The sequence below is a fragment of the Sphingobium sp. B8D3A genome (assembly GCF_025961995.1).
Classification (GTDB): domain Bacteria; phylum Pseudomonadota; class Alphaproteobacteria; order Sphingomonadales; family Sphingomonadaceae; genus Sphingobium.
This window is the reverse complement of record NZ_JAOQOS010000001.1, coordinates 2,188,025-2,212,921: the sequence shown is the minus strand read 5'-3', so window position 1 is coordinate 2,212,921 and position 24,897 is coordinate 2,188,025. Positions and strand designations below refer to the sequence as shown.

Annotated in this window: 31 protein-coding genes and 1 tRNA gene; 16 read left to right on the top strand and 16 right to left on the bottom strand. The window is 63.4% G+C overall.

Features of this window, described 5'->3' with window-relative positions:
• The first annotated feature begins 85 nt into the window (after positions 1-85).
• On the top strand, positions 86-529 hold the full coding sequence (locus M2342_RS10260; RefSeq protein WP_264579002.1) for a hypothetical protein: 444 nt from the start codon (positions 86-88) through the stop codon (positions 527-529).
• Between the two features lie 12 nt (positions 530-541).
• Here the strand turns inward: M2342_RS10260 and M2342_RS10255 are convergent, their stop codons facing one another.
• The 4 genes from M2342_RS10255 to M2342_RS10240 all read right to left on the bottom strand — a co-directional run bounded on the left by M2342_RS10255 (position 542) and on the right by M2342_RS10240 (position 3,619).
• Positions 542-1,804, bottom strand: a complete 1,263-nt coding sequence (locus M2342_RS10255) for a Y-family DNA polymerase (RefSeq protein ID WP_264579001.1) — start codon at positions 1,802-1,804, stop codon at positions 542-544.
• Positions 1,805-1,814: 10 nt separating this feature from the next.
• Complete coding sequence (locus M2342_RS10250) at positions 1,815-2,252, bottom strand: LexA family protein (protein ID WP_264579000.1); 438 nt, start codon at positions 2,250-2,252, stop codon at positions 1,815-1,817.
• Between the two features lie 105 nt (positions 2,253-2,357).
• Complete coding sequence (locus M2342_RS10245) at positions 2,358-2,606, bottom strand: hypothetical protein (RefSeq protein ID WP_264578999.1); 249 nt, start codon at positions 2,604-2,606, stop codon at positions 2,358-2,360.
• A 293-nt stretch (positions 2,607-2,899) separates the two neighbouring features.
• Positions 2,900-3,619 carry a hypothetical protein gene (locus M2342_RS10240; protein ID WP_264578998.1) on the bottom strand — a complete coding sequence of 240 codons (720 nt, stop codon included), beginning with the start codon at positions 3,617-3,619 and terminating at the stop codon, positions 2,900-2,902.
• Positions 3,620-3,804: 185 nt separating this feature from the next.
• Here M2342_RS10240 and M2342_RS10235 point away from each other — a divergent pair, with 185 nt between their 5' ends.
• On the top strand, positions 3,805-4,068 hold the full coding sequence (locus M2342_RS10235; RefSeq protein WP_264578997.1) for a hypothetical protein: 264 nt from the start codon (positions 3,805-3,807) through the stop codon (positions 4,066-4,068).
• Between the two features lie 74 nt (positions 4,069-4,142).
• On the opposite strand, the gene M2342_RS10230 is transcribed toward M2342_RS10235, so the two are convergent.
• From M2342_RS10230 to M2342_RS10215, 4 genes are all read right to left on the bottom strand, one after another.
• The gene (locus M2342_RS10230; RefSeq protein WP_264578996.1) at positions 4,143-4,571 is read right to left on the bottom strand and encodes a hypothetical protein; all 429 of its coding nucleotides are present in this window, start codon (positions 4,569-4,571) and stop codon (positions 4,143-4,145) included.
• Between the two features lie 109 nt (positions 4,572-4,680).
• Entirely contained in the window at positions 4,681-5,991 is a 1,311-nt protein-coding gene (locus M2342_RS10225; RefSeq protein WP_264578995.1) for a hypothetical protein, read from the bottom strand.
• Positions 5,988-6,821 (bottom strand): hypothetical protein, encoded by an 834-nt coding sequence (locus tag M2342_RS10220; protein WP_264578994.1) that lies wholly within the window; start codon positions 6,819-6,821, stop codon positions 5,988-5,990. The genes M2342_RS10225 and M2342_RS10220 overlap by 4 nt, the downstream gene beginning before the upstream one ends.
• Positions 6,822-6,857: 36 nt before the next feature.
• Positions 6,858-7,430 (bottom strand): helix-turn-helix domain-containing protein, encoded by a 573-nt coding sequence (locus tag M2342_RS10215; protein WP_264578993.1) that lies wholly within the window; start codon positions 7,428-7,430, stop codon positions 6,858-6,860.
• Here M2342_RS10215 and M2342_RS17115 point away from each other — a divergent pair.
• The 10 genes from M2342_RS17115 (at position 7,339) to M2342_RS10170 (ending at position 12,961) form a co-directional block, all read left to right on the top strand.
• Positions 7,339-7,614: a DNA-binding protein gene (locus M2342_RS17115; RefSeq protein WP_413715134.1), complete on the top strand. Its 276-nt coding sequence runs from the start codon at positions 7,339-7,341 to the stop codon at positions 7,612-7,614. The two genes, M2342_RS10215 and M2342_RS17115, sit on opposite strands and share 92 nt — an antisense overlap.
• A gap of 298 nt (positions 7,615-7,912) precedes the next feature.
• Positions 7,913-8,416: a hypothetical protein gene (locus M2342_RS10210; protein WP_264578992.1), complete on the top strand. Its 504-nt coding sequence runs from the start codon at positions 7,913-7,915 to the stop codon at positions 8,414-8,416.
• 91 nt (positions 8,417-8,507) lie between these two features.
• The gene (locus M2342_RS10205; protein ID WP_264578991.1) at positions 8,508-8,936 is read left to right on the top strand and encodes an XRE family transcriptional regulator; all 429 of its coding nucleotides are present in this window, start codon (positions 8,508-8,510) and stop codon (positions 8,934-8,936) included.
• Between the two features lie 107 nt (positions 8,937-9,043).
• A complete protein-coding gene (locus tag M2342_RS10200) occupies positions 9,044-9,172 on the top strand; it encodes a hypothetical protein (RefSeq protein ID WP_264578990.1) in 129 nt (42 codons plus the stop codon).
• Complete coding sequence (locus M2342_RS10195; protein ID WP_264578989.1) at positions 9,169-9,408, top strand: DUF2312 domain-containing protein; 240 nt, start codon at positions 9,169-9,171, stop codon at positions 9,406-9,408. Before M2342_RS10200 ends, M2342_RS10195 begins: the two co-directional genes overlap by 4 nt.
• Positions 9,405-9,740, top strand: coding sequence for a hypothetical protein (locus tag M2342_RS10190; RefSeq protein ID WP_264578988.1), 336 nt, complete (start codon positions 9,405-9,407; stop codon positions 9,738-9,740). The genes M2342_RS10195 and M2342_RS10190 overlap by 4 nt, the downstream gene beginning before the upstream one ends.
• A 215-nt stretch (positions 9,741-9,955) precedes the next feature.
• Positions 9,956-12,088: a ParB/RepB/Spo0J family partition protein gene (locus M2342_RS10185; protein ID WP_264578987.1), complete on the top strand. Its 2,133-nt coding sequence runs from the start codon at positions 9,956-9,958 to the stop codon at positions 12,086-12,088.
• Positions 12,085-12,246, top strand: a complete 162-nt coding sequence (locus M2342_RS10180) for a hypothetical protein (protein ID WP_264578986.1) — start codon at positions 12,085-12,087, stop codon at positions 12,244-12,246. Before M2342_RS10185 ends, M2342_RS10180 begins: the two co-directional genes overlap by 4 nt.
• 11 nt (positions 12,247-12,257) lie before the next feature.
• Positions 12,258-12,752: a hypothetical protein gene (locus M2342_RS10175; protein ID WP_264578985.1), complete on the top strand. Its 495-nt coding sequence runs from the start codon at positions 12,258-12,260 to the stop codon at positions 12,750-12,752.
• Positions 12,749-12,961 (top strand): helix-turn-helix transcriptional regulator, encoded by a 213-nt coding sequence (locus M2342_RS10170; protein ID WP_264578984.1) that lies wholly within the window; start codon positions 12,749-12,751, stop codon positions 12,959-12,961. The genes M2342_RS10175 and M2342_RS10170 overlap by 4 nt, the downstream gene beginning before the upstream one ends.
• Positions 12,962-13,039: 78 nt before the next feature.
• Here the strand turns inward: M2342_RS10170 and M2342_RS10165 are convergent.
• The 3 genes from M2342_RS10165 to moaA all read right to left on the bottom strand — a co-directional run bounded on the left by M2342_RS10165 (position 13,040) and on the right by moaA (position 14,995).
• A tRNA-Asn gene (locus tag M2342_RS10165) sits at positions 13,040-13,114 on the bottom strand.
• A 66-nt stretch (positions 13,115-13,180) separates the two neighbouring features.
• Positions 13,181-13,954 (bottom strand): NAD kinase, encoded by a 774-nt coding sequence (locus tag M2342_RS10160; RefSeq protein WP_264570410.1) that lies wholly within the window; start codon positions 13,952-13,954, stop codon positions 13,181-13,183.
• A 9-nt stretch (positions 13,955-13,963) separates the two neighbouring features.
• The gene (gene moaA / locus M2342_RS10155; protein WP_413715133.1) at positions 13,964-14,995 is read right to left on the bottom strand and encodes a GTP 3',8-cyclase MoaA; all 1,032 of its coding nucleotides are present in this window, start codon (positions 14,993-14,995) and stop codon (positions 13,964-13,966) included.
• A 95-nt stretch (positions 14,996-15,090) separates the two neighbouring features.
• Between moaA and M2342_RS10150 the strand changes: the two genes are divergently transcribed.
• Positions 15,091-17,211, top strand: coding sequence for a putative bifunctional diguanylate cyclase/phosphodiesterase (locus tag M2342_RS10150; RefSeq protein ID WP_264578982.1), 2,121 nt, complete (start codon positions 15,091-15,093; stop codon positions 17,209-17,211).
• 10 nt (positions 17,212-17,221) lie between these two features.
• Here M2342_RS10150 and M2342_RS10145 read toward each other — a convergent pair whose 3' ends face one another.
• The 3 genes from M2342_RS10145 to murI all read right to left on the bottom strand — a co-directional run bounded on the left by M2342_RS10145 (position 17,222) and on the right by murI (position 19,735).
• Positions 17,222-17,398, bottom strand: a complete 177-nt coding sequence (locus tag M2342_RS10145) for a hypothetical protein (protein ID WP_181559792.1) — start codon at positions 17,396-17,398, stop codon at positions 17,222-17,224.
• Between the two features lie 175 nt (positions 17,399-17,573).
• A complete protein-coding gene (gene hemA / locus M2342_RS10140; protein WP_181559791.1) occupies positions 17,574-18,794 on the bottom strand; it encodes a 5-aminolevulinate synthase in 1,221 nt (406 codons plus the stop codon).
• Between the two features lie 125 nt (positions 18,795-18,919).
• Positions 18,920-19,735: a glutamate racemase gene (gene murI, locus M2342_RS10135; RefSeq protein ID WP_264578981.1), complete on the bottom strand. Its 816-nt coding sequence runs from the start codon at positions 19,733-19,735 to the stop codon at positions 18,920-18,922.
• A 109-nt stretch (positions 19,736-19,844) separates the two neighbouring features.
• On the opposite strand from murI, the gene M2342_RS10130 reads away from it, so the two are divergent.
• Positions 19,845-20,858: an acetylserotonin O-methyltransferase gene (locus tag M2342_RS10130; RefSeq protein ID WP_264578980.1), complete on the top strand. Its 1,014-nt coding sequence runs from the start codon at positions 19,845-19,847 to the stop codon at positions 20,856-20,858.
• Between the two features lie 54 nt (positions 20,859-20,912).
• On the opposite strand, the gene folD is transcribed toward M2342_RS10130, so the two are convergent.
• On the bottom strand, positions 20,913-21,809 hold the full coding sequence (gene folD, locus M2342_RS10125; RefSeq protein ID WP_264578979.1) for a bifunctional methylenetetrahydrofolate dehydrogenase/methenyltetrahydrofolate cyclohydrolase FolD: 897 nt from the start codon (positions 21,807-21,809) through the stop codon (positions 20,913-20,915).
• 402 nt (positions 21,810-22,211) lie between these two features.
• On the opposite strand from folD, the gene M2342_RS10120 reads away from it, so the two are divergent.
• Positions 22,212-22,745 (top strand): PEPxxWA-CTERM sorting domain-containing protein, encoded by a 534-nt coding sequence (locus tag M2342_RS10120; protein ID WP_264572938.1) that lies wholly within the window; start codon positions 22,212-22,214, stop codon positions 22,743-22,745.
• 93 nt (positions 22,746-22,838) lie between these two features.
• Here M2342_RS10120 and M2342_RS10115 read toward each other — a convergent pair whose 3' ends face one another.
• The gene (locus tag M2342_RS10115) at positions 22,839-23,318 is read right to left on the bottom strand and encodes a PH domain-containing protein (RefSeq protein ID WP_264578978.1); all 480 of its coding nucleotides are present in this window, start codon (positions 23,316-23,318) and stop codon (positions 22,839-22,841) included.
• Positions 23,319-23,503: 185 nt separating this feature from the next.
• Here M2342_RS10115 and M2342_RS10110 point away from each other — a divergent pair, with 185 nt between their 5' ends.
• Complete coding sequence (locus tag M2342_RS10110; RefSeq protein ID WP_264578977.1) at positions 23,504-24,886, top strand: AcvB/VirJ family lysyl-phosphatidylglycerol hydrolase; 1,383 nt, start codon at positions 23,504-23,506, stop codon at positions 24,884-24,886.
• Positions 24,887-24,897: the final 11 nt, after the last annotated feature.

Sequence of the window (24,897 nt, the reverse complement as noted above, 5' to 3'; positions counted from 1 at the left end):
GCGCACCCTCGCTATGTGGTGGCTATGGGGTCCTCTGCTCTTCGCCTCTATGGCTTATCTCGACCCCAGGAATGAGCGGGCGGATATGTATGATTTCGCCCGATCTGCTCCGCGCTTCGTGCGTGAAGGGGTCGTGGATGACGTTGGAATTCGCGGCCGCTGGATGCAGCTCCGTATGCCCAATGCTACCCGGCGAGTAAGTTGCGAGGCCGCTCGAACGCGTACGTGGGACACCGATTGTCTCCCCCGAGAGCGTTTTCCGCTACGTGTCAAACTAACCTTGGTGGACTATAGAAAGCACTGGTTGATCATCAGCGCCGCTGACAAGAATGGCATGATCTTGAGTGAGCAAAAGCAGCTCGCCTATCTGAAGAGGCGGTCGGAGTTCGATAAATCACAGAGCCCCGGCAAGAACTTTATTCAGAATCTCATCTTAGGATTTGCAGTCGGCGGTCCGCTCACGCTCCTCGCGTTCCGCCGACGTAGGAAGCTTCAACAGGCTGCAAATGCTGCCAACCAGCACCAATGATCAATGTGCGTTCTACCGCGCCACCGGGATCTCCCGAATATCCGTCGTCCAGGAGGGGCTCTTCTGCCCCCGCTTGGTATCGAAAGTCCGCCCACCAAAGCCCTGCGCTGCCAGCTGGATCGTCCCCCGACCGAACCGCTCGTTCAGCCCGTCCATAGCCGTCAGCAGCCCTCGCGCGCGCGGGTCGGCCTGGACGAACAGGTCGCCTTGCCCGGTCCCCTCCGGCACCAGCTCCTCCAGCAGCACCCCGCATTTGGTGTAGACGCCGCCCGGCTGATACATCGCCTCCATCATGCGCCCCGCATGTGCAGCGATGATGCGCGGATCATTGCTCGGCGGGGAGAGGCGCATCTGCCGGCTTGCCGAGGGCGCATTCGCCCGAAACCGCGATCCATGCGCAAACGCGATCATCCGCGTCGCCATCAGGCTTTGCTCGCGCAGCTTCTCGGCCGCGCGCACCGCGCGCCGCACCATCGCCTCCCGCAGCTCGCCCACATCGGTCACCGGCGCGCCGAACTGGCGCGTCACTGCCGTCGCCTTGCGCGCCTCCGGCTCGGGCTTGAAGTCGTCGCACGCTACCCCGTTCAGCTCCAGCACCAGGCGCTCGAGCACGACTGTGCCGACCGAGCGCGCCACCGCCGGGGGCAGGGCGACCAGATCGGCCACGGTGCGCACGCCGAGCGGCTGCAGCCGCGCCGCCAGTGCTCGCGCGATGCCCCACACCTCGGTCACCGGCCATTGCGCAAACAGCCGCGCGCGCAGCTCCACATCATGCAGGTCGATGACGCCGCCCCAAACCTTCTCGGTCGCCTTGGCCAGCGCATTCGCCACCTTGGAGAGCGTGCGCGTCGGCCCCAGGCCGATCCGCGTCGGCAGGCCCACTGTGCGCAGGATCGCGGCGCGCAGCGCATGCGCCGCCGCCACATCGCCAAGCCCATCCGCACGCGTCGGCAGCCGATAAAAGCTCTCGTCGATGGAATAGATCTCCACCAGGTCGCTATGCGCGCCGATCACCGCGTTGAACCGGCGGTTCATGTCGGCATAGAGCTCGTAGTTGGATGAGCGCAGCGCGATGCCGTGCCGCTTGATCACATCGCGGATCTTGAACACCGGATCGCCCATCTTGATGTGCAGCGCCTTCGCCTCGGCGCTCCGCGCGATCGCGCAGCCATCATTGTTGGAGAGGACGATCACCGGCACGCGCCGCAACTGCGGGTCGAACACCCGCTCGCTGGAGACATACATATTCTCCACGTCGACGATCGCCCAGCTCATCGCTGCCAGCTCATCGCTGATAGTCGCGCACGCCGGCGCGCACCACGCCCCAAATCTCGGTGGTCTCGTCCGCCAGATGGTCGGCATAGCTCTGCCGGCTGTTGCGCGCTTCCAGATAGGGCACGCCGCCCCGGTAGACGAGCTGGCGGCACACAAAGCCACCGGCGACGATCGCGATGACGATATGGCCGTTGCGCGGCGTCACATCGCGGTCCACCACCACCACGTCCCGGTCGGAAATGCCGGCATCGATCATGCTGGAGCCATCGATGCGGAACACGAAGCTGCCGGCCCGGTTGAGCCGCAGCAACTCCGCCAGATTAATGGCGTCTTCCTCCCAGTCCTGGGCGGGGCTTGGAAAGCCGGCGCCCGCCACGCCGATCGGCTTGAACCGGATGCCCGGCGCCATATCGGCGAGCGGGACCGGCTGCGCGATTGGCAGCAGCATGATCAGATTCCCTGGCTCGTCACCCCACATAACGCCAAAGAGAACAGATTGGGAACATCCCAGATGTGCAGTTCGTCGCTTTCCTGCGCCAGGAGCGCGGCGACGCTACGACGCCGGGGCAGGGGTCGCGTAAGTGCCGGTGGCCAGGCCGACGACGACATAGCCGACGTTGAGCCATGACAGCCAGCACACCAGCAGCGCGCCCAAGCCGTGCCCAACAGCGAAATTCATGCCCATCGATATGAACACGCCAACAAAATAGGCGATGGAGCTCATTTCCGCGATCTGTTGCGCTGAACTGGCGGTCGCGTTCTTGATCGCCCGCAGTTCTGTCAGGATCTCGGAATTATCCACGGTCGCAAGAATCTGCCCCGGCGCCGTAGTCGCTCCTGCCGCGGCTGATGATCCGCCAATGCGGCCCGCATAGCCGCAGCCACCGCATCCTTCACAAATCGCACCGTAAGCCCTCGAGCCATTTCCGGAGCAGAGTTTGCACGGAGTGGCGGGTTCAAGAACGTGGACGGATCCGGCACCGCCGCATCCCTCGCATACCGCCCCGTATGCCCTCGATCCGTTTCCGTAACAAAGCTTGCAAGACACAGCCGTCGTCATGATTTCCCCCGCATATTTGCCAGCCAGCGGCTCACCTAGTTTCGCGGCCGCAGCGTCAACGCGTCCAGATCCTTGCGTTCATAGGTGTTCAGATAGACCGGCTTTTCTGCCGGCTGCAGCACGCCGCCGGAGAACTTGAACTCCTCGAACTCGCCGCCGTGCGTTTCGCCCTTTTCATCGAGCCGCAGGGCGTAGCGGTAACAGAACTCATGTCCCATCACGCCAGCCCAGCGCTCGCGCAGATCCTTACGCCATGTCTCGAGAGTGGCCGGTTGGGCGCTGATGTCGGTGGATTGGATCTTGGCGACATTGTCGGCCGTGATGTAGAAATTGGCCCGCTCCACAGACCATTCGTCGGTGGTCACACAGATCGCGTCGCCTTTGAGCATCTGCCGATCTCGCATCACATGCTTCTCGGCACTGTCCCATTTGTAGACGGTCATCGTGTTCACTTGGGTCGGGCTGACGACTGTCTCGGCATATTGCACGTTATCGCAGCTGTCGCCGTCGCCAGGACGATAGCAATACACCACGCCATTCTTGAACTTATCGAACATGGTCTGGGCCGAGACATACAGCCTTCCATCGGGCGTCTTTGTCGGGGCCTCGGTCTTTGCTGCAGCGGCGACGGCGGCGCCGTTTCCGGCAGTCGTGCTGTCGGGAGGTCCTTGCTCCGAGCATCCAGACAAAATGACCAGCGCCGCAGCACCGGCTTGCGCGCGAAAACGATTCTTACCCACGATGACCCCCCACAAGGTTCACGTGATGTTTACCGACTTTGCGAGCGTGGCAAAGCGAGAAAATGGATGCTGAAAGCTGCCAGTCCAGACACCACGACGTTGCGGAGACTGCCGACACCGCTTAGCGTTGTCAGATGCCCCGACTATTCGCGAAAATTGGGAAAATCGTCTCGCGTTGGACCAGTCGCGAGGAAAGATTTTTGAGGCACCAATTCCACGGGAAGACCGCAGGTGTTCGTTTTCACGGACTGCGCCAATCCAAACGAAACGAGGCGAAGTATTTCCTGTTGGCTATTGCCCCGGCGGTTTTGATTGGGCCGTTCATCCGGAAATGGTCAGATGCTTCCTTATTCGGAAAAACCGTATTGGCATTGCTTGCCATATGGTTCGTGGCGGTGCTGGTGGCTGGTGGCTTTCTTCTTTTCCGCGCTCTAATCCGAGCGTCACGCGACAGTGCTGAATGATGACAAACGTCAGCTAACCAAGCCTTTCCTACCCTTCCAGCCCCTTGAAGCGAGCTGTTCAGGGGGGCGCTTGTTCAACTTTGATCTTCTTCGATTGGCCGAGGACCCTGCAGACAGATCTGCTGCTCGTCACAGCGCAGGTGCCGCATCATCATCTGCCGTATTCTGATGATCTTTGAGCATGGCGCTCCAGCGTCGAAGTCGAGGCTGACTTTGGTCTGCGGCACGGACCGGGCGAGCTGGTCGAGATAGTCATCAGTGACCGCCTCGTAGCCCCGCTCAGTGACATCGATGCCATTCCAGAGAACGCGCCCGGTGCGGGTGACTTTGATGATATTCGCAGGCAGCGGCTCGACAGAAAAGCCCTCGCTGCCCCTTATGCTCTCGTCGTGCCATGAATAGAACCAGGGCCACGGCACTGCGCAGTTCTGAGCTGGCTTTGGGCTGCAAGACGCCAGCACGAAGAGGCTGAGCACAACCACAGGTCGCGCAGCGATGTTCATGCGATGACCTTCTGACTTGGAGGGCAAAGCGATGTGGACATCAGCGCGAGGTTCCTGTCCAGGACATTCAGTGGGTGATCGGACGACCTTGCACCGACTGTTCAGCAGATCACTTTGAGTGGCGAAGGACGTTGAGCAGGTGAATGAACCAGTCGATCAATCGCTGCACGGTTTTGCCTAGTTCAAAGGCCTCGTTCATCTCGGCACCGAGAGACTGACCATTCTCGCTGTCTGGCAATGTCGCAACGATATGGGTCACATCGGCACCAACGGCTTCAAAGATTGCCTGCGCTTCTTTCAGCGCCTCAGCGCTCGCAGCGGAAGATCGATCAGGGCGGTGCTCCACCACAATCGTGATGGCATTCTGAAGTTGCGCCGGAGCCTCATCCGAAAAACAGGTCATGGCAGGCGGTCCGTTGCCACCAATACCGGTTCGAGAGGCAGGAAACGCCTGATAACAATCGTGAAGACGTGCTGCGCTCTGCAAGAACTCGAGATATTTGCCGGCGAGTTGCTCGCCATGCTGAGCGGCCTCGTCGTGTCGCGGTTCAGAACCCGAATTGGCATCACTGATTTCAGCATTGGCGAGCAGCTCAACGATTTCTGCGATAACTACGTCAGGGTCGCGCTCCCAGAATTCGGGCTGCTTGAGCTGGTAGATGATCTTGAGTTCGCTCTCGTGCCGCAGGCCAAAACTCGCGGGTGACCCACGTCGGGCTAGTTCTTGAAGTCGGCGATAAGGATCCTTTCGGCGATAAGGATCCTCATCGCCGAAAGAATCCTTTGAGTCATCCTTCTGCAGAAAGCAAAAAGGCAGGTGTTCTCCCGGATCGGCTCCAAGTTTTTGCTCCGCTTCGGCTTTAGCGAAAGCCTGCAAAGTCATACGCGCCGCGCCCATCGCGTCCTGGTGTGAATCGGCTTCTATTCTCAAGATGATGTTCGGCTCTTGAGCAATAAATTGTGGGAGTACCCGGGGGTCTGGAGAATTCATCGCGAGATAATATTGGCGGTATGCCTCGATAATGTCTCCAGAGAATTGAATGAAATCGTCGTTGTGTTCCCCGAGCGCTGCAATGAGCCCGCAAAAGCGCTCAAGGGCCTCACCAGCGTGGTTGTACATTGACGGCGATATATAATTCTGTGGATGAGGCGTGTTGATCTTCTGAGCAAATTGGTTGTGAGGTCTTAGGGATCTGAAAGGCTTATTGCCAATCGACGCAATCCGGAAAAACAGTGCTAGTCGGTAAAATGCGATCCTTCCGAGCGACGTAACCTGACTCGGACCGATAATGTTGAGGCTTTGCGTGAGGAGGCGAATAAGAACGGCGCGGGCAGATCGAGGGGGTAGCCGTCCTAATTCAGCCTCAAATGTCGGCATATCCACAACGTGGGCGAATTTGCCATCTTGATTAAAACTCATGCTCCACCTCCGGCCGGACCGCTCGAAAGCTCGCGAATAGCTTGGATGGGCACGTTGGTTCTTTTCACGAGAATCGGCATTTCAAATCCGGGAAAAATGCACGTCGTTTCGAAGCTCCATTCGCCTTCTTCCGGCTGAGAGAAGACGTCCTGCCAAATTGCGCAGCAGCGGACACGAGTTTGCAGTTCTGATCTGTGGATTAGATCAGACAAATCATCGGGCGGAATGAGATCGGGCAGCTGAACTTCCAGCGTTTCTGGCGCATTGGCGCTCAGGTCGATGCCAGCGACGCTGTGATACTGGGGCGGGTGCCAACGCCAACCCTCTCCGCGATGCCATATCTCCAACATCACCTCATTCAATAATTGTCTTGCAGGCGACTGCCCGCTGTTATGGACACTTAAGGCAATTCGGACAGCGCCGTTGGCAAGGATTGTGACTTCGCATGACTTGAAAGTGACATAACAGCGAATCTGAGCGCGGCCTATATTTTCGCTGATAGCATTTGCCTTGTCGGCGGCTTTGAGAGCTTTGCTTGTAAGTCGGATCTGCTCAATCACGGCCAACGTGGCGCATACGGTAATGAGCACGCTGATCGATGATATCACCAGCATCCATAACGCCCACCGGGCCATGTCTTCTTGGGCGGCGAGGTCACGGGCATTGCGTACGGCGTCACTGACGACCGTTGCGCCGGCGTTGTCGAGCAGCTTGAACTCCACCAATCTTGCCGCGCTTACTGCCCCCAAATAGGCGCCTATGCCAAGCGCCAGGCACACGATTGCTATCACTGCCACCGCAGCGACTGGAAAGAGTGATCTGTTCTTCATGCCCCCCGGCACGCCCCCATTGATGATCCGCGATGATTACTGGTGTCGGTAGTCCTGCCGTCGATCGTGCATGGTCGCCTGCTGCTGCTGGTCCTCGGGTGGAGGTGGCGTGTCCAGATTTTCAGGAGGAAGGTGATCGGCCATGGCGCGCACCTGGGCGAGGGCGATCGGCTTGAGAAAGTCGGGTAGCGGTTTGAAGAGCTTGACGAGTTGGGCCGTTTGCGAATCGAGAGGATCGGTTTCTAGCCGCTGGCCGGTGATGATCCAAAACCAGTCCGCTCCAACGCCCGCGATACGCTGCAAGTAATCCAACGTCGGCAAACCGCCTGATTCATAACGGCTTTGTGTGTTGAGCGTCACACCGCCAACCTTCGCCATTTCGGTCTGATTGAGCGCGAGCTCCTTCCTCGTGGCGCGCAGTCGCTCGCCAATTTCATAGCCATTTCCGAATTCGACTTGACTTTTCACAGTCAATTGTGAATTATCCTCACAGATTCTCGCAAAGGTGACATGCCACATGACGGCACTCGGAGTCTCGCGTCCCGAAAGCTTCGCGCAGCGCATCAGCGCGGTGCGGCAGCAGTTCGACGCATCGGGAGTTTCGATCACTGAGTGGGCCAATCAGCACGGCTTCAGCCCAAACATGGTCCACAATGTTCTAGCCGGTAAACGCCGCTGTATTCGTGGGGAATCCCATCGCATTGCGGTGGCCCTCGGAGTAAAAGAGGACGTTCCACCGCCGGGCGAGCCATTGCGCGCTGCGCCTGAGCGGATCGAAGGCGTCCGGGGATGATCTGTCGCGGTTCCCCCCCAAGCGAAACCGCGATGGCCGAAGGAGGTCGGGGCGTTTCCGTCCCGACCTCCGGAGGCGATCTTAGGCGGGCAATCGGCGCCTGTATCGGGCAGACGACATACGCTTTTGCCATGTCCCGATCTGGCGCAGATCGGGGGCTTCAATCGACATTCTATGCGCACGGTCACGCTCCCAGCCGTCCGTCGCGCGACCGGCGCCAGTCCGGCAAGGGGTGCCCTTGCGCCCCGGCTCCCACAACAAAGGGACTGGCGCCGGCTTGCGCCGCGCAGGTGGTGGAATGACCAAGGAGCGCCGCCCGCTCAGCATCGATTCCGCCTTGGCCCGCATCGCCGGTCAGGTGCCCGGGAGCTGGGGAGCCATGGCCAAGGCCACCGGCTATGAGGAGCGCACCGTCCGCAAATGGGGCGATGAGGATCAGGATGGCGAGATCAATATTACCGCCGCCATCAAACTCGACCTGCTATATCAGAACCACGGCGGGGAAGGCCGCCCGATCTACGATGTTTATGGCCTGATGCTGGGCGCCGCGGTCGCGGAGGCCTACACGGACCAATTCGAGATCCTCCGCCGCGTCATTCGCGTGGTGAAGGAGACAGGGGAGGCGAAGTCTGCGCTGGTGCAGCTCTCTCTCCCCGATGCGACTGAAGCCGATCGGCGTGCCGCGCAGAGGGAAGTGCTCGAGGCTCTCACTGAGCTGAAGAACATTCTCCCGCTGCTCGAGCACGTCGAGAGGGTGGATTGGTCGGCCGACAGCGCCGCCCAGTCGCGCGCGCCGCCCTAAGCCCCGGCCATTTCAACCATCTATTGTCCGTCCACCGCCCGTCCCGCAGCATCGCTTCCGGGAGCGGCTTTCTGCTGTCTGGAGCCCGCACATGACCATGAGCCCCGGCACTTACCTCGCCCGCCGCCGCGCCGCTGCCGGCCTTGAAGTCGAGGACGTCGCGCTCCGCATCGAGACCACGCCTTATCCGATGAACCTGCGCGATCGCGTGGCGTGGCTGCGCAACATCGAACGGGACGTTTCGCCTTTGACGATCAGCACAGCCGTCGCCCTGCAGCAGCTCTACCCGTTCAGTGGCGAGGTGCTGGTGCAACTCGCCGCTTGCGCCGAGCAGCCTGAGCGGACGCCGCCGCAGCTCTGCCGCGTCTGCGCCTGCACGCAACATGATCCGTGCTGTGAAGGCTATCTGACGTGCGGGTGGGCAGAGCCTGATCTCTGCACCAGCTGCGCGGACGAACTGCGCTTCGCGACGGCCCACAACTGCAGGGCGCCGATCGCGGCCGGGACGACTGCAGCATGAGGCGCGCCCTCTCATTGCGCGCCGAAGCGCCGCGACCGCGCCCAGCGCGCGTCCATCCCATCGCCTGCCACTGCCAGCATTGCGAGCCGCACCGCACGGGAGAGGCCATGCGTGCCCTCAATCATTGGGCACGCCTCACCCTCATCGGCCTGGCCCTCGGCCTCGGCGCAGCCTGTCTGCTCGATCTCGCAATCGGTGGCCCCGGCGTCCTCTCTATCTTCGGAGTTTCATCATGAGCGACAACATCGCCGCCGACCAGCTGCGCCTGCTCATCGAGCGCATCGAGCGTCTCGAGGAAGAGAAGAAGGGCATCGGCGATGACATCAAGGATGCTTACGGCGAGGCCAAGGCCACTGGCTACGATACGAAGATCCTGCGCCAGGTCATCCGCCTGCGGAAGCTACCTCCGCATGGTCGCCAGGAGATGGAGGCAGTCCTCCAGACCTATCTCGCCGCCTTGGGGATGGAATGATGGGGCAGGGGGGCACAGTCGCAGAGATCCTGCCGCCGGAGGGCGCGACGCCCTTTCCGCAGGCTCAGGATCCTCTGCTGATCGACGAGCGCGGCTTCGGTTGGGTGCCCCATGCCTTCAGGCCAGGCTTCTGCGCTTACACGCCCATCACGCGCGGCGTGGGCATCGCCTGGTGGCCCATTCAGGAGATCGGCGGCGCGATTATCTCAGCCTATGGCGGTAATCCGGCACAGCCAACCGATGAGAGCGTGGTGTTCAGCATCACGCGTGAAGGGCTGCGTGGCCTGATCGCGGACCTGCAGTCCATCGCCGATCAGCTGGATCAATCATGAGGCGGCGCCCTGCGATCTGTCATTGCGCCGAGTGCCGCGCGCTCGACCGCACATTTCCGGATCAGGGCCGGCAGCTGCTCCTGCCCGCCGTCCGGGGCAAGTCTGCACGCCTGCGCAAGGGCGGCGCGATTGACGCCGGCCGAGACTGACCCGCTCATGCCAACCCTTTGTCCACAACCCAACCGGAGACCGCACGCCCTCCAAGGAGCACAGCCATGACCATCAGCACGATGACAATCGCCGATCTTTGCCTCTCCCCTTACAACGTCCGCACCAATCAGGCCGACGCCAACGCCATTGACGGCATGGCGGAATCACTCTTGCGCGTCGGCCAGCTCTACCCGCTCGCCGTTCACAAGATGCCGCGGGCGACGGGGAAGGGCGGTTCGCGCTGTCGCCAGCTCTGGGGTGTGCTCGCCGGCGGCCGACGCTTCCGGGCGTTCGAGCGGCTGATCGCAGATGGTCGCTTGCCGGCATCGCACCCGATCGACGTCATCGTGCGCGATATCGCCAGCGAGGCCGAGCTTATCGAACTGAGCTTGGCCGAGAACCTCGTCCGCTTCGAGCTGCGCGCCTATGAGGTCTATGCGGCTGTCCATCGTGCCCACGCCGGCGGTCGCAGCTTCGCCGAGATCGCGCAGACGAACGGGCAGACAGTGGAGACGGTCCGCCAGTGGGATCGCCTCGGGGCATTGGAGCCGGAGATCTTCGCGGCGCTTTCGCGTGGCGAGATCGGCAAGGAGCAGGCCAAGGCCTTTGCGGCGACGAACGACCATGCCCTGCAGCGCTGGGCGTTCGATCAGGTGATGACGCTCCCGGAATCGCATCCCGGCCGCCAACCCACTGGCATCCGCCGGATCATGAAGGTCGGCGATAACGAGCAGCGCAAGCTGCTGCGCTTCGTCGATGATTATCAGTACCGGAAAGCGGGCGGCCGGTTTGAGCTGGACCTGTTTGCCGATCAGCCGGGCGAGCGCGGCCGCGTCACCGACGAGGGGCTGCTCATGCAGATGGTGGAGGCCAAGCTGTCCGTCATGCGCGATCGCCTGCGCGGGCAGGCCAACGTGCCCTTGCGATTCGAGGCGACCTATCCGCGCGATAGCAACTATGGCGGCGTCGCGATCGATCTCGAAATCACGCCGCAATGGGGCGAGCTTAGTGCCGAGCAGCAAGACCGCCTGGATTATCTCGCCAATGAAATGGCCGAGATTGAACAGCGCGCCGCAATCATCGTTGAGCCCGGCGCCGATCGGGAAGACGCGCAGCTGCAGGCCGCCATGGAGCCGCTCGAGGAAGAATGGGCGGCACTGCGCGAGGAACAGGCGCAGATCGAGGCGACTCGCTCGCTCACCCTGCCGGCCGGCGATGTTTTCGCGACGTTGGTCATCGAACAGGAAGGCGAGGTGGAAATGCGCTTCTGGTGGGCGAGCCGAAAGGCCATGGCCGCTGCGCAAAAAGCGGGCAAGGTCGACAAGAAGCCTGTTTCGGCCGGCCCGATCCGCAAGGCGGACAGCCATGGCCCCGTTGCGAGGCCGGTCACCGGCGCAGCAGCACTTATCCGGACCGATTACACGGCGCAGCCGCGCGCGGATGCGCAGATCCGCGAGGAGCATGGCCTCACCCAGGACGCGATCCAGAGCCTCCGCTCGATGCGCCGGATGGCTCTGCGCGCCGGGCTGATCGCTGAAAGCTGGCACCAGCAGAGTAGTGGGGTCGCTCTGGATTATCTGCTCTGGTCACTGGCGCGGGACAAGTTCGGCAACCGATCGACGGAGGCAGCCCACGAGCGCGGGATCGCCGGGCTTTCGACCTTGCACGATCCCGCACCGATCGGCGTCGAAGCGATGGCCGACGCGACCACCGCCGGCGCGATCTGGCACGAGGCTGTGGCCGCGCTGCGCGATCATCCGTCGATGACCGATGGCGATCCGGTGGCAGCCTATCATGCGTTTCGCGCCGAAGACTGGCGCTGGAAGGAATGGGCGGCGTCGGTCGTCGCCGGCAGCGTTCTGGCCCGCTCGGCTGACGCCGACGGCTATCGCGTGCCGCTGCATGACGAGCTGGCGGACCTGTGCGGCTTCGCCGACGACGAGGCCGTGCGCGGCCTCATCGAACCCGGCGAGGCGCTTGTGGAAATGCTGCCGCGCAGTCAGCGCCTGGCGCTCGCCGAGCCGCATGTCGATGGCGCCACGTTCCGGGGCTGGCAGAAACTGAAGGCGGCCGAGCTGGTGGCGCCCGTCACGCGCGCCCTGCGCCACGCAAAGGCGTTCGTCCACCCGATGCTCCGCTTTCGCGCGAACACCCAGCGCTCAGTGCCAGCGGCCGTTGCTGAGGACGTCGCGGCATGATCTGGATGATTGTTGTGGGAGCGATGGCATGCGTCACCGCCTTCGTCGTCGTGATCTGCACGATGCTGCCACCACCCGCTCCCTGCGACGATTGCGGTCAGGAGCTCGGATCGAACAACGACTGCGAAAACTGCGTCGACTTCAGGATCCTCCCGTGAGGCGCCCCGCCATGTCCGCTAGATATGCGTCACGCACCGAGGTTCCGGTCTCAAAGACCCGCGTGGAGATCGAGGAACTGGTCGAGCGCTACGGCGCCGCGCAGTATATGAGCGGCCACGACGCCAGACGGGCGTTCATCGGGTTCACGATGGCGGACCGTCAGGTTCGCTTTCAACTGCAGCTTCCCGATCCGGCCGGGAAGGCCTTCACCACCTATCGGGATCGCCACGGATACGAGCGCCTCCGCACGGCGGATGCGGCGCAGAAACAATGGGAGCAGGCCTGCCGCTCGCGATGGCGCGCGCTGCTCCTGGTCATCAAGGCCAAGCTCGAAGCGGTCGAGGTCGGCATCAGTACGTTCGAGAGCGAATTCCTGGCGAACATCGTGATGCCTGACGGCCAGTTGGTGGGCGCGCTCGTCCGCCCGCGAATCGCTCAGGCTTATGAAACTGGAGACATGCCGGCCTTGCTGCCGCCGCCGGCGGAAGACGGAGGAGCATCATGACAACGCAAAGCCATTCCAGCGAGGCGCTCTGGCGCCTTCCGCGCGTTAGCGACGTCACCGGCCTGAGCCGCGCGACAATTTATCGCCGAATGGATGCGGGCACCTTCCCGCAGAGGCGGGATCTCGGCGGAAACCGCGTCGCTTGGCGCCGCTCGGAGGTCGAGGCCTGGATCGAAGCGCGCGAATCAAAATCCAACGCAGCGAACTGAACTGGGGGCCACGCTAGGGGCCATAAATTTGGAATATGGGGGTAAGTATGTGTAATTGCGCGATATTTCGCGGTGTAGTGGCTCCCCGAGTAGGATTCGAACCTACGGCCATTCGATTAACAGTCGAATGCTCTACCGCTGAGCTATCGGGGAGCAGCCGGGCTTTCGTCCGGCGAGGCCGCGCCTATAGCAGCGGGTTTGAAAGAAACGCAAGAGCACTCATGAGATAAATTGTTCAGCCGCGATTCGATCGTCCAGCGTGTGCTCGGGATCGAACAAAAGCGTGAGCGGCATGGCGAAATCCACGGCGATCTCGACCTGCGAGACATCGCGCACTTCGCGCTGGTCGGCCACGGCGGAGACCGGGCGCTTGACGGGATCGACCACACGCAGCCGAATCTTGCTGCGCTCCGGCAGAATCGCGCCCCGCCAGCGGCGCGGACGGAAGGGGCTGATCGGCGTGAGCGCGACGAGGCCGCAGTCGAGCGGGAGAATGGGCCCGTGTGCCGATAGATTATAGGCCGTGGAGCCGGCCGGCGTCGCCACCAGCGCGCCGTCGCAAACCAGTTCCTGAATCACGACTCGCCCATTGACCGAAACTTCGAGCCAGGCGGTCTGGCGCGTTTCGCGCAGCAGGGAGATTTCGTTGATCGCGGGCATCGCGAAGGTTTCGCCGCTCACTGTCACGGCGTGCATCCGCAAGGGGTTCACCTTGAAGGCCTTGGCCTTGTCGAGGCGCTGGTCCAGCCCGTCCTGCCGCCATTCGTTCATCAGGAAGCCCACGGTGCCCAGGTTCATGCCGAACACGGGCACCCGACGATGGCTCTCCAGCAGCGCATGGAGCGTCTGCAGCATGAAGCCGTCGCCGCCCAGCGCGATGATGATATCGGCCTCGTTGAGGCTGACGAACGGAATGACCGCCTGCAGCCGCCGCGCGGCTTCCTGCGCAGCGTCCGTGGGCGAGGCCAGCAGGGCAAGTTTGCGATCGGCCATGAGGTGGCGTTATCCGCCCGTCACGCTCATGTGGCGCCGCGTGGCGGGCTGCGCGCCTGCCGCGACGCTGAAGTCATGTGCCAGCGGCTTGGCAGCCAATGCCCGGTCGAGCAGGGCATCGATTCCCGCGACACCCTGTTCACGGAAAGCGGCCTTGAGATCGATATGATCTTCATGCCCCAGGCACATGTAGATCCGGCCCTGGCAGGTGAGGCGCATCCGGTTGCAATCCGCGCAGAAATTCTGGGAGAGCGGGGTGATGAGGCCCAGCCGGGTCTTGAGGCCGGAGAGGGCAAAATAGCGCGCCGGCCCGCCGGTGCGGTCATCCAGCGGGATGAGAGCGTGCCGCTCGCGAATCGGGGCGATTGCCTCGATCAGCGGCAGGAAGCGATCCGAGCGATCCTCCGCCACTTCGCCGAGCGGCATCGTCTCGATCAGGGTGAGATCGAAGCCCTGCTCCGCGCAATAATCGAGCAGCGGCAGGATCTGGCTTTCGTTGGTGTCGCGCAGCGCCACGGTGTTGAGCTTGACCTTGAGCCCCGCCTGCCGTGCGGCCTCAAGACCGCCGAGCACCTTGGCGATATCGCCGCCGCGCGTCACATGCGCGAAAATGTCCGGATCGAGCGCATCGAGGCTGACGTTGATGCGCCGGATGCCGGCATCGAACAGCATGTCGGCATAGGTCGCGAGTTGCGTGCCGTTGGTCGTCAGCGTCAGTTCGTCCAGCCGACCGGCCTTCACATGGCGGCCAAGGGCACGGGCGAGGTCGCCGAAATCGCGGCGCACCAGCGGCTCGCCGCCGGACAGGCGAATCCGGCGGACGCCCCGGGCAATGAAGCGCTCGGCGATGACCGCAATTTCCTCCAGCGTCAGGATTTCCCGCCGGGGGAGGAACTGCATCGTCTCGCTCATGCAGTAGCGGCAGCGCAGATCGCAGCGGTCCGTCACCGAAATCCGCAGATAGTCGATGCGGCGACCATGACTGTCGCGCATGGCCGGAGCTGCGTCGGGGAGGCTGTCGATTGCGTTCGCCATACGCATTAGCTAGGCGATGCGGGGGGAAGGCGCAACCATCGCGCATCGGTTGCGCTCGATCCCGTCCGCTAATCCACGAGCCTGAACGGATCGCGACCATTGTGAGTGAGCCTGCCGCAACCCGGCCCCATGAAGAGGGAGACCAGTCCTCCGGCCTGTCCGGGGACATGGGCGGGCTGCCGCTGTTCATTCTCTCGGCCGCGCACCGTGACGCGCTTTCCGCCTGTGCTGCGCAGGCCGGGTGGAAGCCCATCGCGGCGCGGCGGTTGGACCGGGCCGAGAGCCGCTATCTCGGGAGCCTGGCGCGCATCGCGGTCATCGATCTGCGGGGTGTGACGCCGGATGATGCCCTCGAAATGGTGAAAGCCCTGGCGGCCGCCGTCGAAGCCTCCGGGGGCGCCTTGCTGCTGCTCGTTGAAGACGTCGGCGCGCCGCACGTCCCCGGGCTGATCGGGGCCGGTGCCACCCATCTGCTCGATGGCGAGATCGACGAGGCCCGCTTCACCATCGCGCTGCGCACCGCCGACAAGCTGGCCGAGCGCCTGATCGGCAGTCTTGCCGCGGCGGGCAACCGCCATGCCGTCGCACGCAGTGATGGCCTGTTCTGGCGCTGGAATGGCGCGGAGCGGACCCTTGCGATCAGCCCGGCGCTTGGCGATCTGCTGCGGATCATGGTGCCGGATGCCGACCATGCCCGGCTGGGCATTGCCGATCTGGTCCGTGCGCTGGATCGGGCGGATCGGGCAGGGGCCGTGGCCGCGATCCGTCGCGCCGTTGACGACCTGATGCCCTCCGCCTTTGCCCATGCCGTCCCGTCCCAGCCGGATCGACGGCTGGTCCAGCATCTCTATCCGGACGCGCAGGGCTTTAGCGGTGAGGTCGAGGAACTCGATGTGCATCATCGCGCCAACCGGCGGGATCGGGACCCGATGACGGGCCTTGCCAGCCGCCAAGGCGTGATCCGCTGGCTCGACCATCATTTGGCGCAAGGGCGGCTGCCGGCGGTTCTGCTGATCGGGCTTGGCGATTTCGACCGGGTCAACAGCGCTTATGGGCGGCTGGTCGGCGATGCGATGCTCTCTCGCGTTGCGATACGCCTCCAGCGGCTCGTGGATGCCATGGCGCCGCGCGACTCGCTGGTGGCGCGGATCACCGGCACAGAGTTCGTCATCGCCGTGCTGGGCGGGCCTGAAACCGCGCTGCCATCCGTAGAGCGGGCAACGCTGCTTGCGCAGCAAATCGTCGCGGAAATCAGTCGGCCTTTCAACGCGGGCGACTATCTCATTCGCCTGACGGCGCGCTGCGGCCTTGCGCCCGGTCAATCGGGCGATGCGGCCGAGACGATCCTGCGCCGCGCAAGCAATGCGCTCGCGGACGCCCGGCGCGGGAGTGCGCAGGGCGGCATCCGCATCCGCGTGGCGGACGAAGCCAGCCGCATCGTGGATGATGATCGCTTGCAGAACGACCTGCGCCACGCCCTCGATTCCGGGCAGATCCAGCTCCTGTTCCAGCCGCAATATGCCATGGAGGATGACAGCATCGTGGGCGTCGAGGCGCTCGCCCGCTGGCAGCACCCCCATTATGGCGAGATCGGCGCCGGCGCGCTGTTTGCCATCGCCGAGCGATCCGATTTCATGCTGCCGCTCTCCGATCATATTCATGCGCGGGTACTGGCGGAGGCGGCGGCATGGCCCGAGGAACTGCGCGATCTGCGGTTAGCGATCAACGTGACCGCGGCTGATATCTCCGAGCCGGATTTCCTGCAGAACTTCCTCCAGACCGTCGATGCTTCGGGCTTCGCGCGCGAGCGTTTGACCGTCGAACTGACCGAAAGCGGCCTGGTCGAGCATCTCGCCGGCGCCTCGCTGCTGCTCACGCAATTGCGTGAGGCGGGGCTCAAGGTTGCCGTTGACGACTTTGGAACCGGCTATTCAAGCCTTGCCTATCTCAAGGCCCTGCCGCTCGATTATCTCAAGATCGACCGGAGCATCGCGCGCGATATCGAGGGCACTGCGCGTGATCGCGTGATCGTCCGGGCGATCATCGATATGGGGCGCTCGCTCGGGCTGGGCGTGATTGCCGAGGGTGTGGAAACTGAGCAGCAACTCGCACTTCTCGCGCGGGCGGGCTGCACCTGTTATCAGGGTTTTCTGCGTTCGCCGGCCATTGCCAGCGACAAGCTCGCCGATCTCGTTCGCACGAGTCAGCGTAGCGCCACCTAGCGCGGCGCGCTCAACCGTAACGCAGTTCACCCCGGAAGGGCAGATTACGACGGGCAATTTCGGTGTTCACCGCCTGTTGCAGCGGCGTATTCGACTCGCGCGCGGCCGCGCGCCGCGCGATTGCGTACAGCTCGGCATCCAGCATGGCTCTCGCCATGTCCGTGCATTCGTCGGTTAATTTTCTCATCGGATGTCCCTCCTATCGAGGGGCAAAGCGGAATTCCGCGCACCGTCTGTTGCAAATGCACAGCCGACTCGATGTTAAACAGCGAAACTCCCCGCCTCAACGCGACAAGTGTAACACAGCTGGCAAAAAATGGGTGGGAAATCGGAACCGCTCGCCCGATTTCCCGTGCCGCCGATCAGGCCGCCTTGCGGAACTCCAGGTCCAGCCGATCCCAAATTTCGACCAGCGCGGAGACAAGCTCACGCATCATCTCTTCGCTGTGGGACGGGCCGGGCGTGAACCGCAGCCGCTCCGTACCACGCGGCACAGTGGGGAAGTTGATGGGCTGCACATACACGCCATATTCCGCGAGCAGAATGTCGCTGATCCGCTTGGCCTTCACCGGATCGCCGACCATCAGCGGCACGATATGGGTGACCGACGGCATGACTGGCAGATTGGCATTGGCCATCTCGGCCTTGAGGAAGGCAGCGGCGGCCTGTTGCGCGTCGCGCTCGACCTGGCTCTGCTTGAGGTGGCGGACGGCCGCGAGCACGCCGGCAACGAGCACCGGCGAGAGGGAGGTGGTGAAGATGAAGCCCGGCGCATAGCTGCGGATCACATCGATGATCACCTTGTCGGCCGCGATATAACCGCCCATCACGCCAAAGGCTTTGCCCAGCGTGCCTTCGAGGATCGTGATCCGGTGCGCCGCCTCGTCCCGCTCAGTGATGCCACCCCCGCGCCGGCCATACATGCCCACGGCATGCACTTCATCGCAGTAGGTGAGGGCGTTGAACTCATCGGCGAGGTCGCAGATGTCGTGGATGGGCGCCACGTCGCCGTCCATCGAATAGACGCTCTCGAAGGCGATCAGCTTGGGCGCATCCGGATCGGCCTCGGCCAGCAGTTCGCGCAGATGGGCCACGTCATTGTGACGGAACACGCGCTTCTCGCAGCCCGAATTGCGGATGCCCGCAATCATCGAGGCGTGGTTGAGCGCATCAGAAAAGATGATGCAGCCGGGCAGCAGCTTGCCCAGCGTGGCAAGCGTCGCCTCGTTGGAGACATAGCCGGAGGTGAAGAGCAGCGCGCTCTCCTTGCCGTGCAGGTCGGCAAGCTCGGCTTCCAGATCGACATGGTAATGGGTGTTGCCGCCGATATTGCGGGTGCCGCCGGAGCCGGCGCCGACATCGTGCAGCGCCTCTTCCATGGCGGCGATCACCTTGGGGTGCTGGCCCATGGCGAGATAATCGTTGGAGCACCAGACGGTGATCGGCTTGGGGCCGTTATGCCCCGCGAAGCAGCGCGCATTGGGGAAGGCGCCCTTGTTCCGCAGAATGTCGATGAAGACTCGATAGCGGCCCTCGCCATGCAGCCGCTCGATCGCCTGCGTGAAAACATGCTGATAATTCATGGTCGGCAGCTTGTCCCGTCTCGATACCGCGCCTCTAGCGGTCTATGGCTCGCAATTCCACTGATAATGGCTTGCAAGTCGATATTGGCGTCTACTGATGCAGCGCCGCGACGCTTTGATTTGCCTCAAAGCAGTTCGGTTTTGGTGATGCCGTAAGTGAGCAGCGCGGGGGTGAGCGCTTCAATGTCCGGCGAGGGACCAGTGAAGACGGCTTTGCCTGGCGCCGGCTCGGCTGGCCAGGGCGCCTTGCCGTTCAGCCAGGCGATCCGCCGCGCGATTCCGTCGCCGCCGTGGAGGAAGGTGATGGGGCGCGGCGCGGCCGCGGCCAGTTCAGCTTCCACCAGCGGAAAGTGCGTGCAGGCCAGGACCACCATGTCCATCCGGTCTCCGACCGGCTGCTCGAGCAGGCCGGCGAGGGCAGTGGCTGGAATTTCCGGGTCGGCTGGCGCGCCGCGCAACCGCGCCTCGGCATAAGCGACCAAAGCGGCGCTGCCATGGCGCAAGACCGTGCAGTCCGCGCCATGCTCGCGGGCGAGCCGATCGACATAAGGTTGCCGCACCGTCGCATCCGTGCCCAGCACGCCGATGACTCGCGTCTTCGAGGCCAGCGCCGCCGGCTTGATCGCCGGCACCGTGCCCACGACGGGAATATCGAGCGCCGCACGTACGGAGGCGAGGGCGATGGTCGAAGCGGTGTTGCAGGCGATCACGGCCATGCGGGGGCGGTAGCGCTCCACCAGCCGGCCCAGCAGCGCCGGGACGCGCGCCGCGATCTCCGCCTCGCTCTTGATGCCGTAGGGAAAGCCGGCATTGTCGGCGGCATAGACGATGGGCATCGTCGGCAGGAGGGCCATGGCGGGGCGCAGGATGGACAGCCCCCCCACGCCGGAATCGAAGAACAGGACGGGAGCCGCTTCAGGCGGGCGGGTCGGTTCAGCCATGGCGCTTCTCTTGACGCTGCGTGTCCGCACAAGTCAATCGTCGATGATGGGCGCGGTTGAGCGCTGATGGCGGCTCTGCCATCATGGCATCCGATAACGGAGGAAGAGGATGGGCGGCACAATCGACCGTGAAGAGCGGCATCGACTAATCGACATGATCACGGCGGCCTGGAAGACCAAGGTGATTGGCGAGGCGGTTGGGCTAGGCCTCATCGAGGCGCTGGCAGCCGGACGCCACGATAGCGCGGCTATCGCTCAGTCACTGGGTGCCAGTGAGGACGGGGTCATGCGCCTGTTGCGCGCACTGGCGGTGCTTGGCCTTGTCACGCATGAGGGCTCGGATCGCTTCTCGCTTACGCCGCTCGGGGACTGCCTGCGCAAGGACGCGCCGGATTCGCTTTATGGCATGAGCGGACATTGGAATGAGCGGATGTGGAACAGCTTCGCCAATCTGGGTGTCAGCGTGAAGAGCGGGGAGCCCTCCGTGCCGTCCGGCCCTGATCATTTCGTCCAGCAGCAAGCTGATCCGGCGCGGGCGGATGTCTTCAACCGCGCCATGGCAGAAGGGAGCCTGCGTGTCGGCCGGGCTCTCGCGCGGGCTTATGACTTTTCCGACGCGAAGACGGTGCGGGACGTCGGCGGCGGCTATGGCGCACTGCTTGTCGGCTTGCTCGAAGCCCATCCCCATCTGCGCGGCGAAATTTTCGACTTGGCAACGCTCGGCGACGCTGCGCTCAATTGGCAGGACGGGCAGCCCGTTCGAGATCGCATTGCCTATCTCGGCGGCAGCTTTTTCGATGCCATTCCGCCCGGCGCGGACCTTATTCTTCTCAAATTCATTCTGCACGATTGGAACGACGCGCGGTGTCGGACAATCCTGTCCAACTGCCGGGATGCGATTGGGGACGGGCGCATCCTGATCATCGAGCGGATCGTGCCCGAGCGTGTCGGGCCGGGCGACGAAGACGTGATCCGGGGTGACCTGATCATGCTCAGCGTCGGCGGGAAGGAGCGGACGGAGGCCGAATATCGTGCCTTGCTGAGCGCGACCGGGCTGAAAATGACCGGCATCACACCCATCGATGACCGCTATGCGGCCATTGAGGCGCGACGCATCGGCTGATCGACGAAAGCGGGGCGCACCGGCGGGCGATCCGCCGGCGCGCCTCAAGGCCGATCAGCCCTCTTTGTTGGCCGCGATCCGCTCGGCTGACTGGATGGTGTTCTCCAGCAGCATCGCGATGGTCATCGGGCCGACGCCACCCGGCACGGGCGTGATGTGGCTCGCCTTTTTGGAAACGCCCTCGAAATCCACATCACCGACCACGCGGCCATCGGGAAGGCGATTGATACCGACGTCGATCACCACCACACCGGTCTTCACCATCTGCGGCACGATCAGGTTCGGAACGCCCGCCGCGACGACGAGAATATCGGCGAGGATGGTCCACTGGCCGAGATCCCGCGTCTTGGCATGGCAGATCGCGACCGTCGCATCATTGGCCATGAGCATAAGCGCCATCGGCTTGCCGACGATGTTGGATGCGCCGACCACGACGACATTGCGCCCCTCGATGGGGATGCCCTCATGCTTGAGCAGGTTCATCACGCCATAAGGCGTGCAGGGCGGGAAGACCTGGCGTCCCACCACCAGCGCGCCGACATTGTAAAGGTGGAAGCCATCCACGTCCTTCTCGGGCGCGATCGTCTCCAGCACCTTCTCCATGTCGATATGCTTGGGCAGGGGCAGCTGAACGAGAATACCGTGCACATTGGGATCGGCATTCAGCTTGCCGATCAGTACCAGCAGTTCCTCATTGGTGATGGTTGCGGGGTGACGATGGCTGATCGACTTGATGCCGACCGCCTCGCAGGCCTTCACCTTGCGGCTGACATAGATGGCGGATGCGGGATCCTCACCCACTAGCACAACCGCAAGACCCGGCGTCACGCCGCGCGCCTGAAGCGCCTCGACCCGTGCGCGCTGCTCGTCGCGCATCTTGAGGGCGACGGTCTTGCCGTCGATCAGCTTGGCGCCGCCAACTGGCCGATTGTCCGTTGCGAGAGCGTTCACGCGGTCCTGCCTTTCCTGTTGCGGCCTGTGATGTCGGCCCATTTGCTGTTCGTCCCGATCCCATGCCCGGCGGTCGCGCGCGTCGCGCTTGATCTCTCCCAGGTGGAATGCCCTCATAGAGCCGACTGCTCTTTAAGGGCCGCGACGCAGCAAGTGCAGCCAAGCAACTGATCTTTGGTGCCGTCCATAAGTGGCGGGATAATTCAAGTCAAACGAGGCTGGGGCTTTCGCAGGAATGCCTGATTGGCCCGGTGCGAGCCTGCTGGGCTGGTGGCGGTCGAAACGATAAGAGTGGCCCATTTTAGAACAGCAATGGTTAATATTCTTGTTAATCATATTCTAAGGTCTGCTATGCGCCTCCCGTCAGCTGCAGACTCGCAGCGACACATGTGGGAGATTATCATGCGTAAATCACTTTTGGCGGCAGCGTCGCTCGGTGCGATGCTGCTGGCGGCAGCGCCTGCCTCTGCAGCAGTCACGTTCACGCTGGATGATGTGAACTTCGTCGGCGGCGGTGCACTGACGGGATCGTTCACCACCAGCAACGATCTGTCGACGCTGCTCGATTTCTCGATCAGCACCACGAAGAACAATTACGGCTTCTTCGGCAACTTCCCGGGTGACACCTACACGCTGGCGGATGCCCTTGGCTTCACTTGGTCTTCGACCCTCGGTCTGAGCGCATCGTTCCTCTCGCCGATTTCGAGCATCTCGCTGGTCTTCGCGAGCCCGCTCACGGCTGATGGCACGTCGCTGGCGCTCTCGAACGAGACCGTCGTGAAGTGGAATGGCGGCACGCGCTTCGCCCTGTCCGGCAGCGTTTCGCCGGTTGCGGCGCCGGTGCCTGAGCCGGCCACGTGGATGATGCTGATCGGCGGGTTTGCGATTGCTGGTACGATGATGCGTCGTCGTCGCACGACTGTCAGCTTCGCCTGAGTCGAACGCTCGATTTCAAGGAAGCCCGGCTGGAAACGGCCGGGCTTTTTTGTGCGCGTCGTTCTCGCCGGTCCGGCAGCGCGCCCGGTGCGCTTACATGTCGATTTCGCGCACGCCCTTGATCCTGCGAGCGCGCTCCACGCGGTTGCGCAGTTCCGTGCGGATATGGCGCGCATTTTCCAGGTTGCTGATGCGCAGGACGGTGCGCCGATCTACGCCTTCGCCCGTCAGGTCCGAGGAGACGATCTGCAGATTGCCGACGTCGAACATCTGCTGAATGATGGAGAAATCCGCGCGCACATCCTTGATGCGGTAGAGTTCGATCTCCTCTTCCGTCCGGGCGAGGATGCCCTGCCGAATGAACAGGCGCTCGCCGCTCAGCTCGTACCATGTCATGCGATAGCGCAGCGCGACCACGCCCACGGCAATAAACGGAATCCCGAGCAGCAGGATCGATCCGGCCAGGGTCAGCCAGCCCTTGAAGGATTTGAGCAGGAATGCGGACATGGTCGGGCGAAATCCGATGACATGCTCGGTCTGCCATCCCGCCATCTGAACTGCTCTGCCGGTCATGCTCTGCTCCATCCTCGCCGCGCTCTAGTCGGCCGGGGCAGGGGGCACGTCAAGAGGGGTGAATGATCGCTTTTGCGACGAGCCCACCTTGCGTCTCGCAGAGCAGCGGGCGCTGTAGTATTCCGGCCCGCTAGAGACATCGGGCGGCGCGGTCGCCGACGGTCGGATCGAAGGCGAGGTAGAACATGCGCAAGAAACTGCTCGGCTTTCTGGCGTTGGGATTGCTGGGTGCGGTCAGCGCGACTGCGCAGGGGCGCACACCCTCCGCCGCGCCGGGCGCATCCTATCGGCTGGCGCCCTTCGGCGCCGTGCATGTCGACCGGCCGGCCGGTGCGCCGCAGGGTGTCGTGATTTTCCTTTCGGATTCGCCGACGGCCGCCCCGATCGCGCGGGGCTTGATCGAGCGCGGGTTGCTGGTCGCGACGGTTTCGGCCGCTACGTTGCTCAAGACCGTTCAGGCTTGGCATCAACGCTGCCTCAACCTGAATGCGCCGATCAACGATCTCTCCAAGGATCTCCAGCATCGTGCGGGAATTGAGGCCTATCTCAAGCCCGTGCTGATCGGCCAGGGTACGGGAGCGGCCCTGGCCTATGCCGCGCTGTCGCAATGGCCAAACGCGCCCTACCGCGGGGTGATTTCGATCGGTTTCACGCCGCAGGTGACCAGCGCCAGCCCATGGTGCGCGACCGGAGGGGCGTCCTTGGCGCGAGCCGGGCAGACCGGCCGCTGGTCGTTGAAGCCGAATAGGCAGATTGGCGTGCCCTGGCTCGTCATGGGCACGGCGGCGCAAGTCAGCCGGACGCAATCCTTCGTGCGCGCGGTGCCGAGCGCGAACCAGAGAACGCTGCCCTCAGCCGCGCAGGCGTGGCCGCAAGCCATCGGCGATGCGACGATGGCGCTGCTGCCGCGTGACCAGCCGCGCCCTCCCGCCGGCGCGCTCCCGCACCTCACCATGCCGCTCACATTGGTGCAGGCGGCGCCGACGCCGATGAACCGCGATCTGATGGCGATCATCTATTCGGGCGACGGCGGCTGGGCGAGCATCGACCGCGACGTGGCGAGCCAACTCGCTGCGGCAGGGATACCGGTGGTCGGCGTGGACAGCCTCGAATATTTCTGGACCGCGCGCACGCCTGCCGGGACCGGGCGCGATCTCGCGGCGCTCATCGAGACGTTCAGCGAACGTTGGGCGCGTCCGCGGGTTCTGCTCATCGGTTACAGCTTCGGCGCGGATGCCCTCCCGTTCATGGTCGATGCTCTGCCGTCGGCTGTCCGCAGCAAGATCGAGCGCGTGTCCCTGCTGGGCTTGAGCAGCACGGCGGATTTCCAGTTTCACCTCAGCAGCTGGCTGGATGTGGGCGATAACGGCGGGCTGCCGACCATTCCGGCGATTACGCGGCTGCGGGGCCTGGCGGTCCAGTGCGTGCGCGGGCAGGATGAAGACGAGAGTGCCTGCGGCAAGATCCCGCAGGGGCTGGCCCAGCAATATGTCGTGCCGGGCGGGCACCATTTCGATAGCAATGCGGCGTTGCTGGCGCAGATCATCCTCGCTCGCAAGCGCCCCTGAAGCGCTGACGA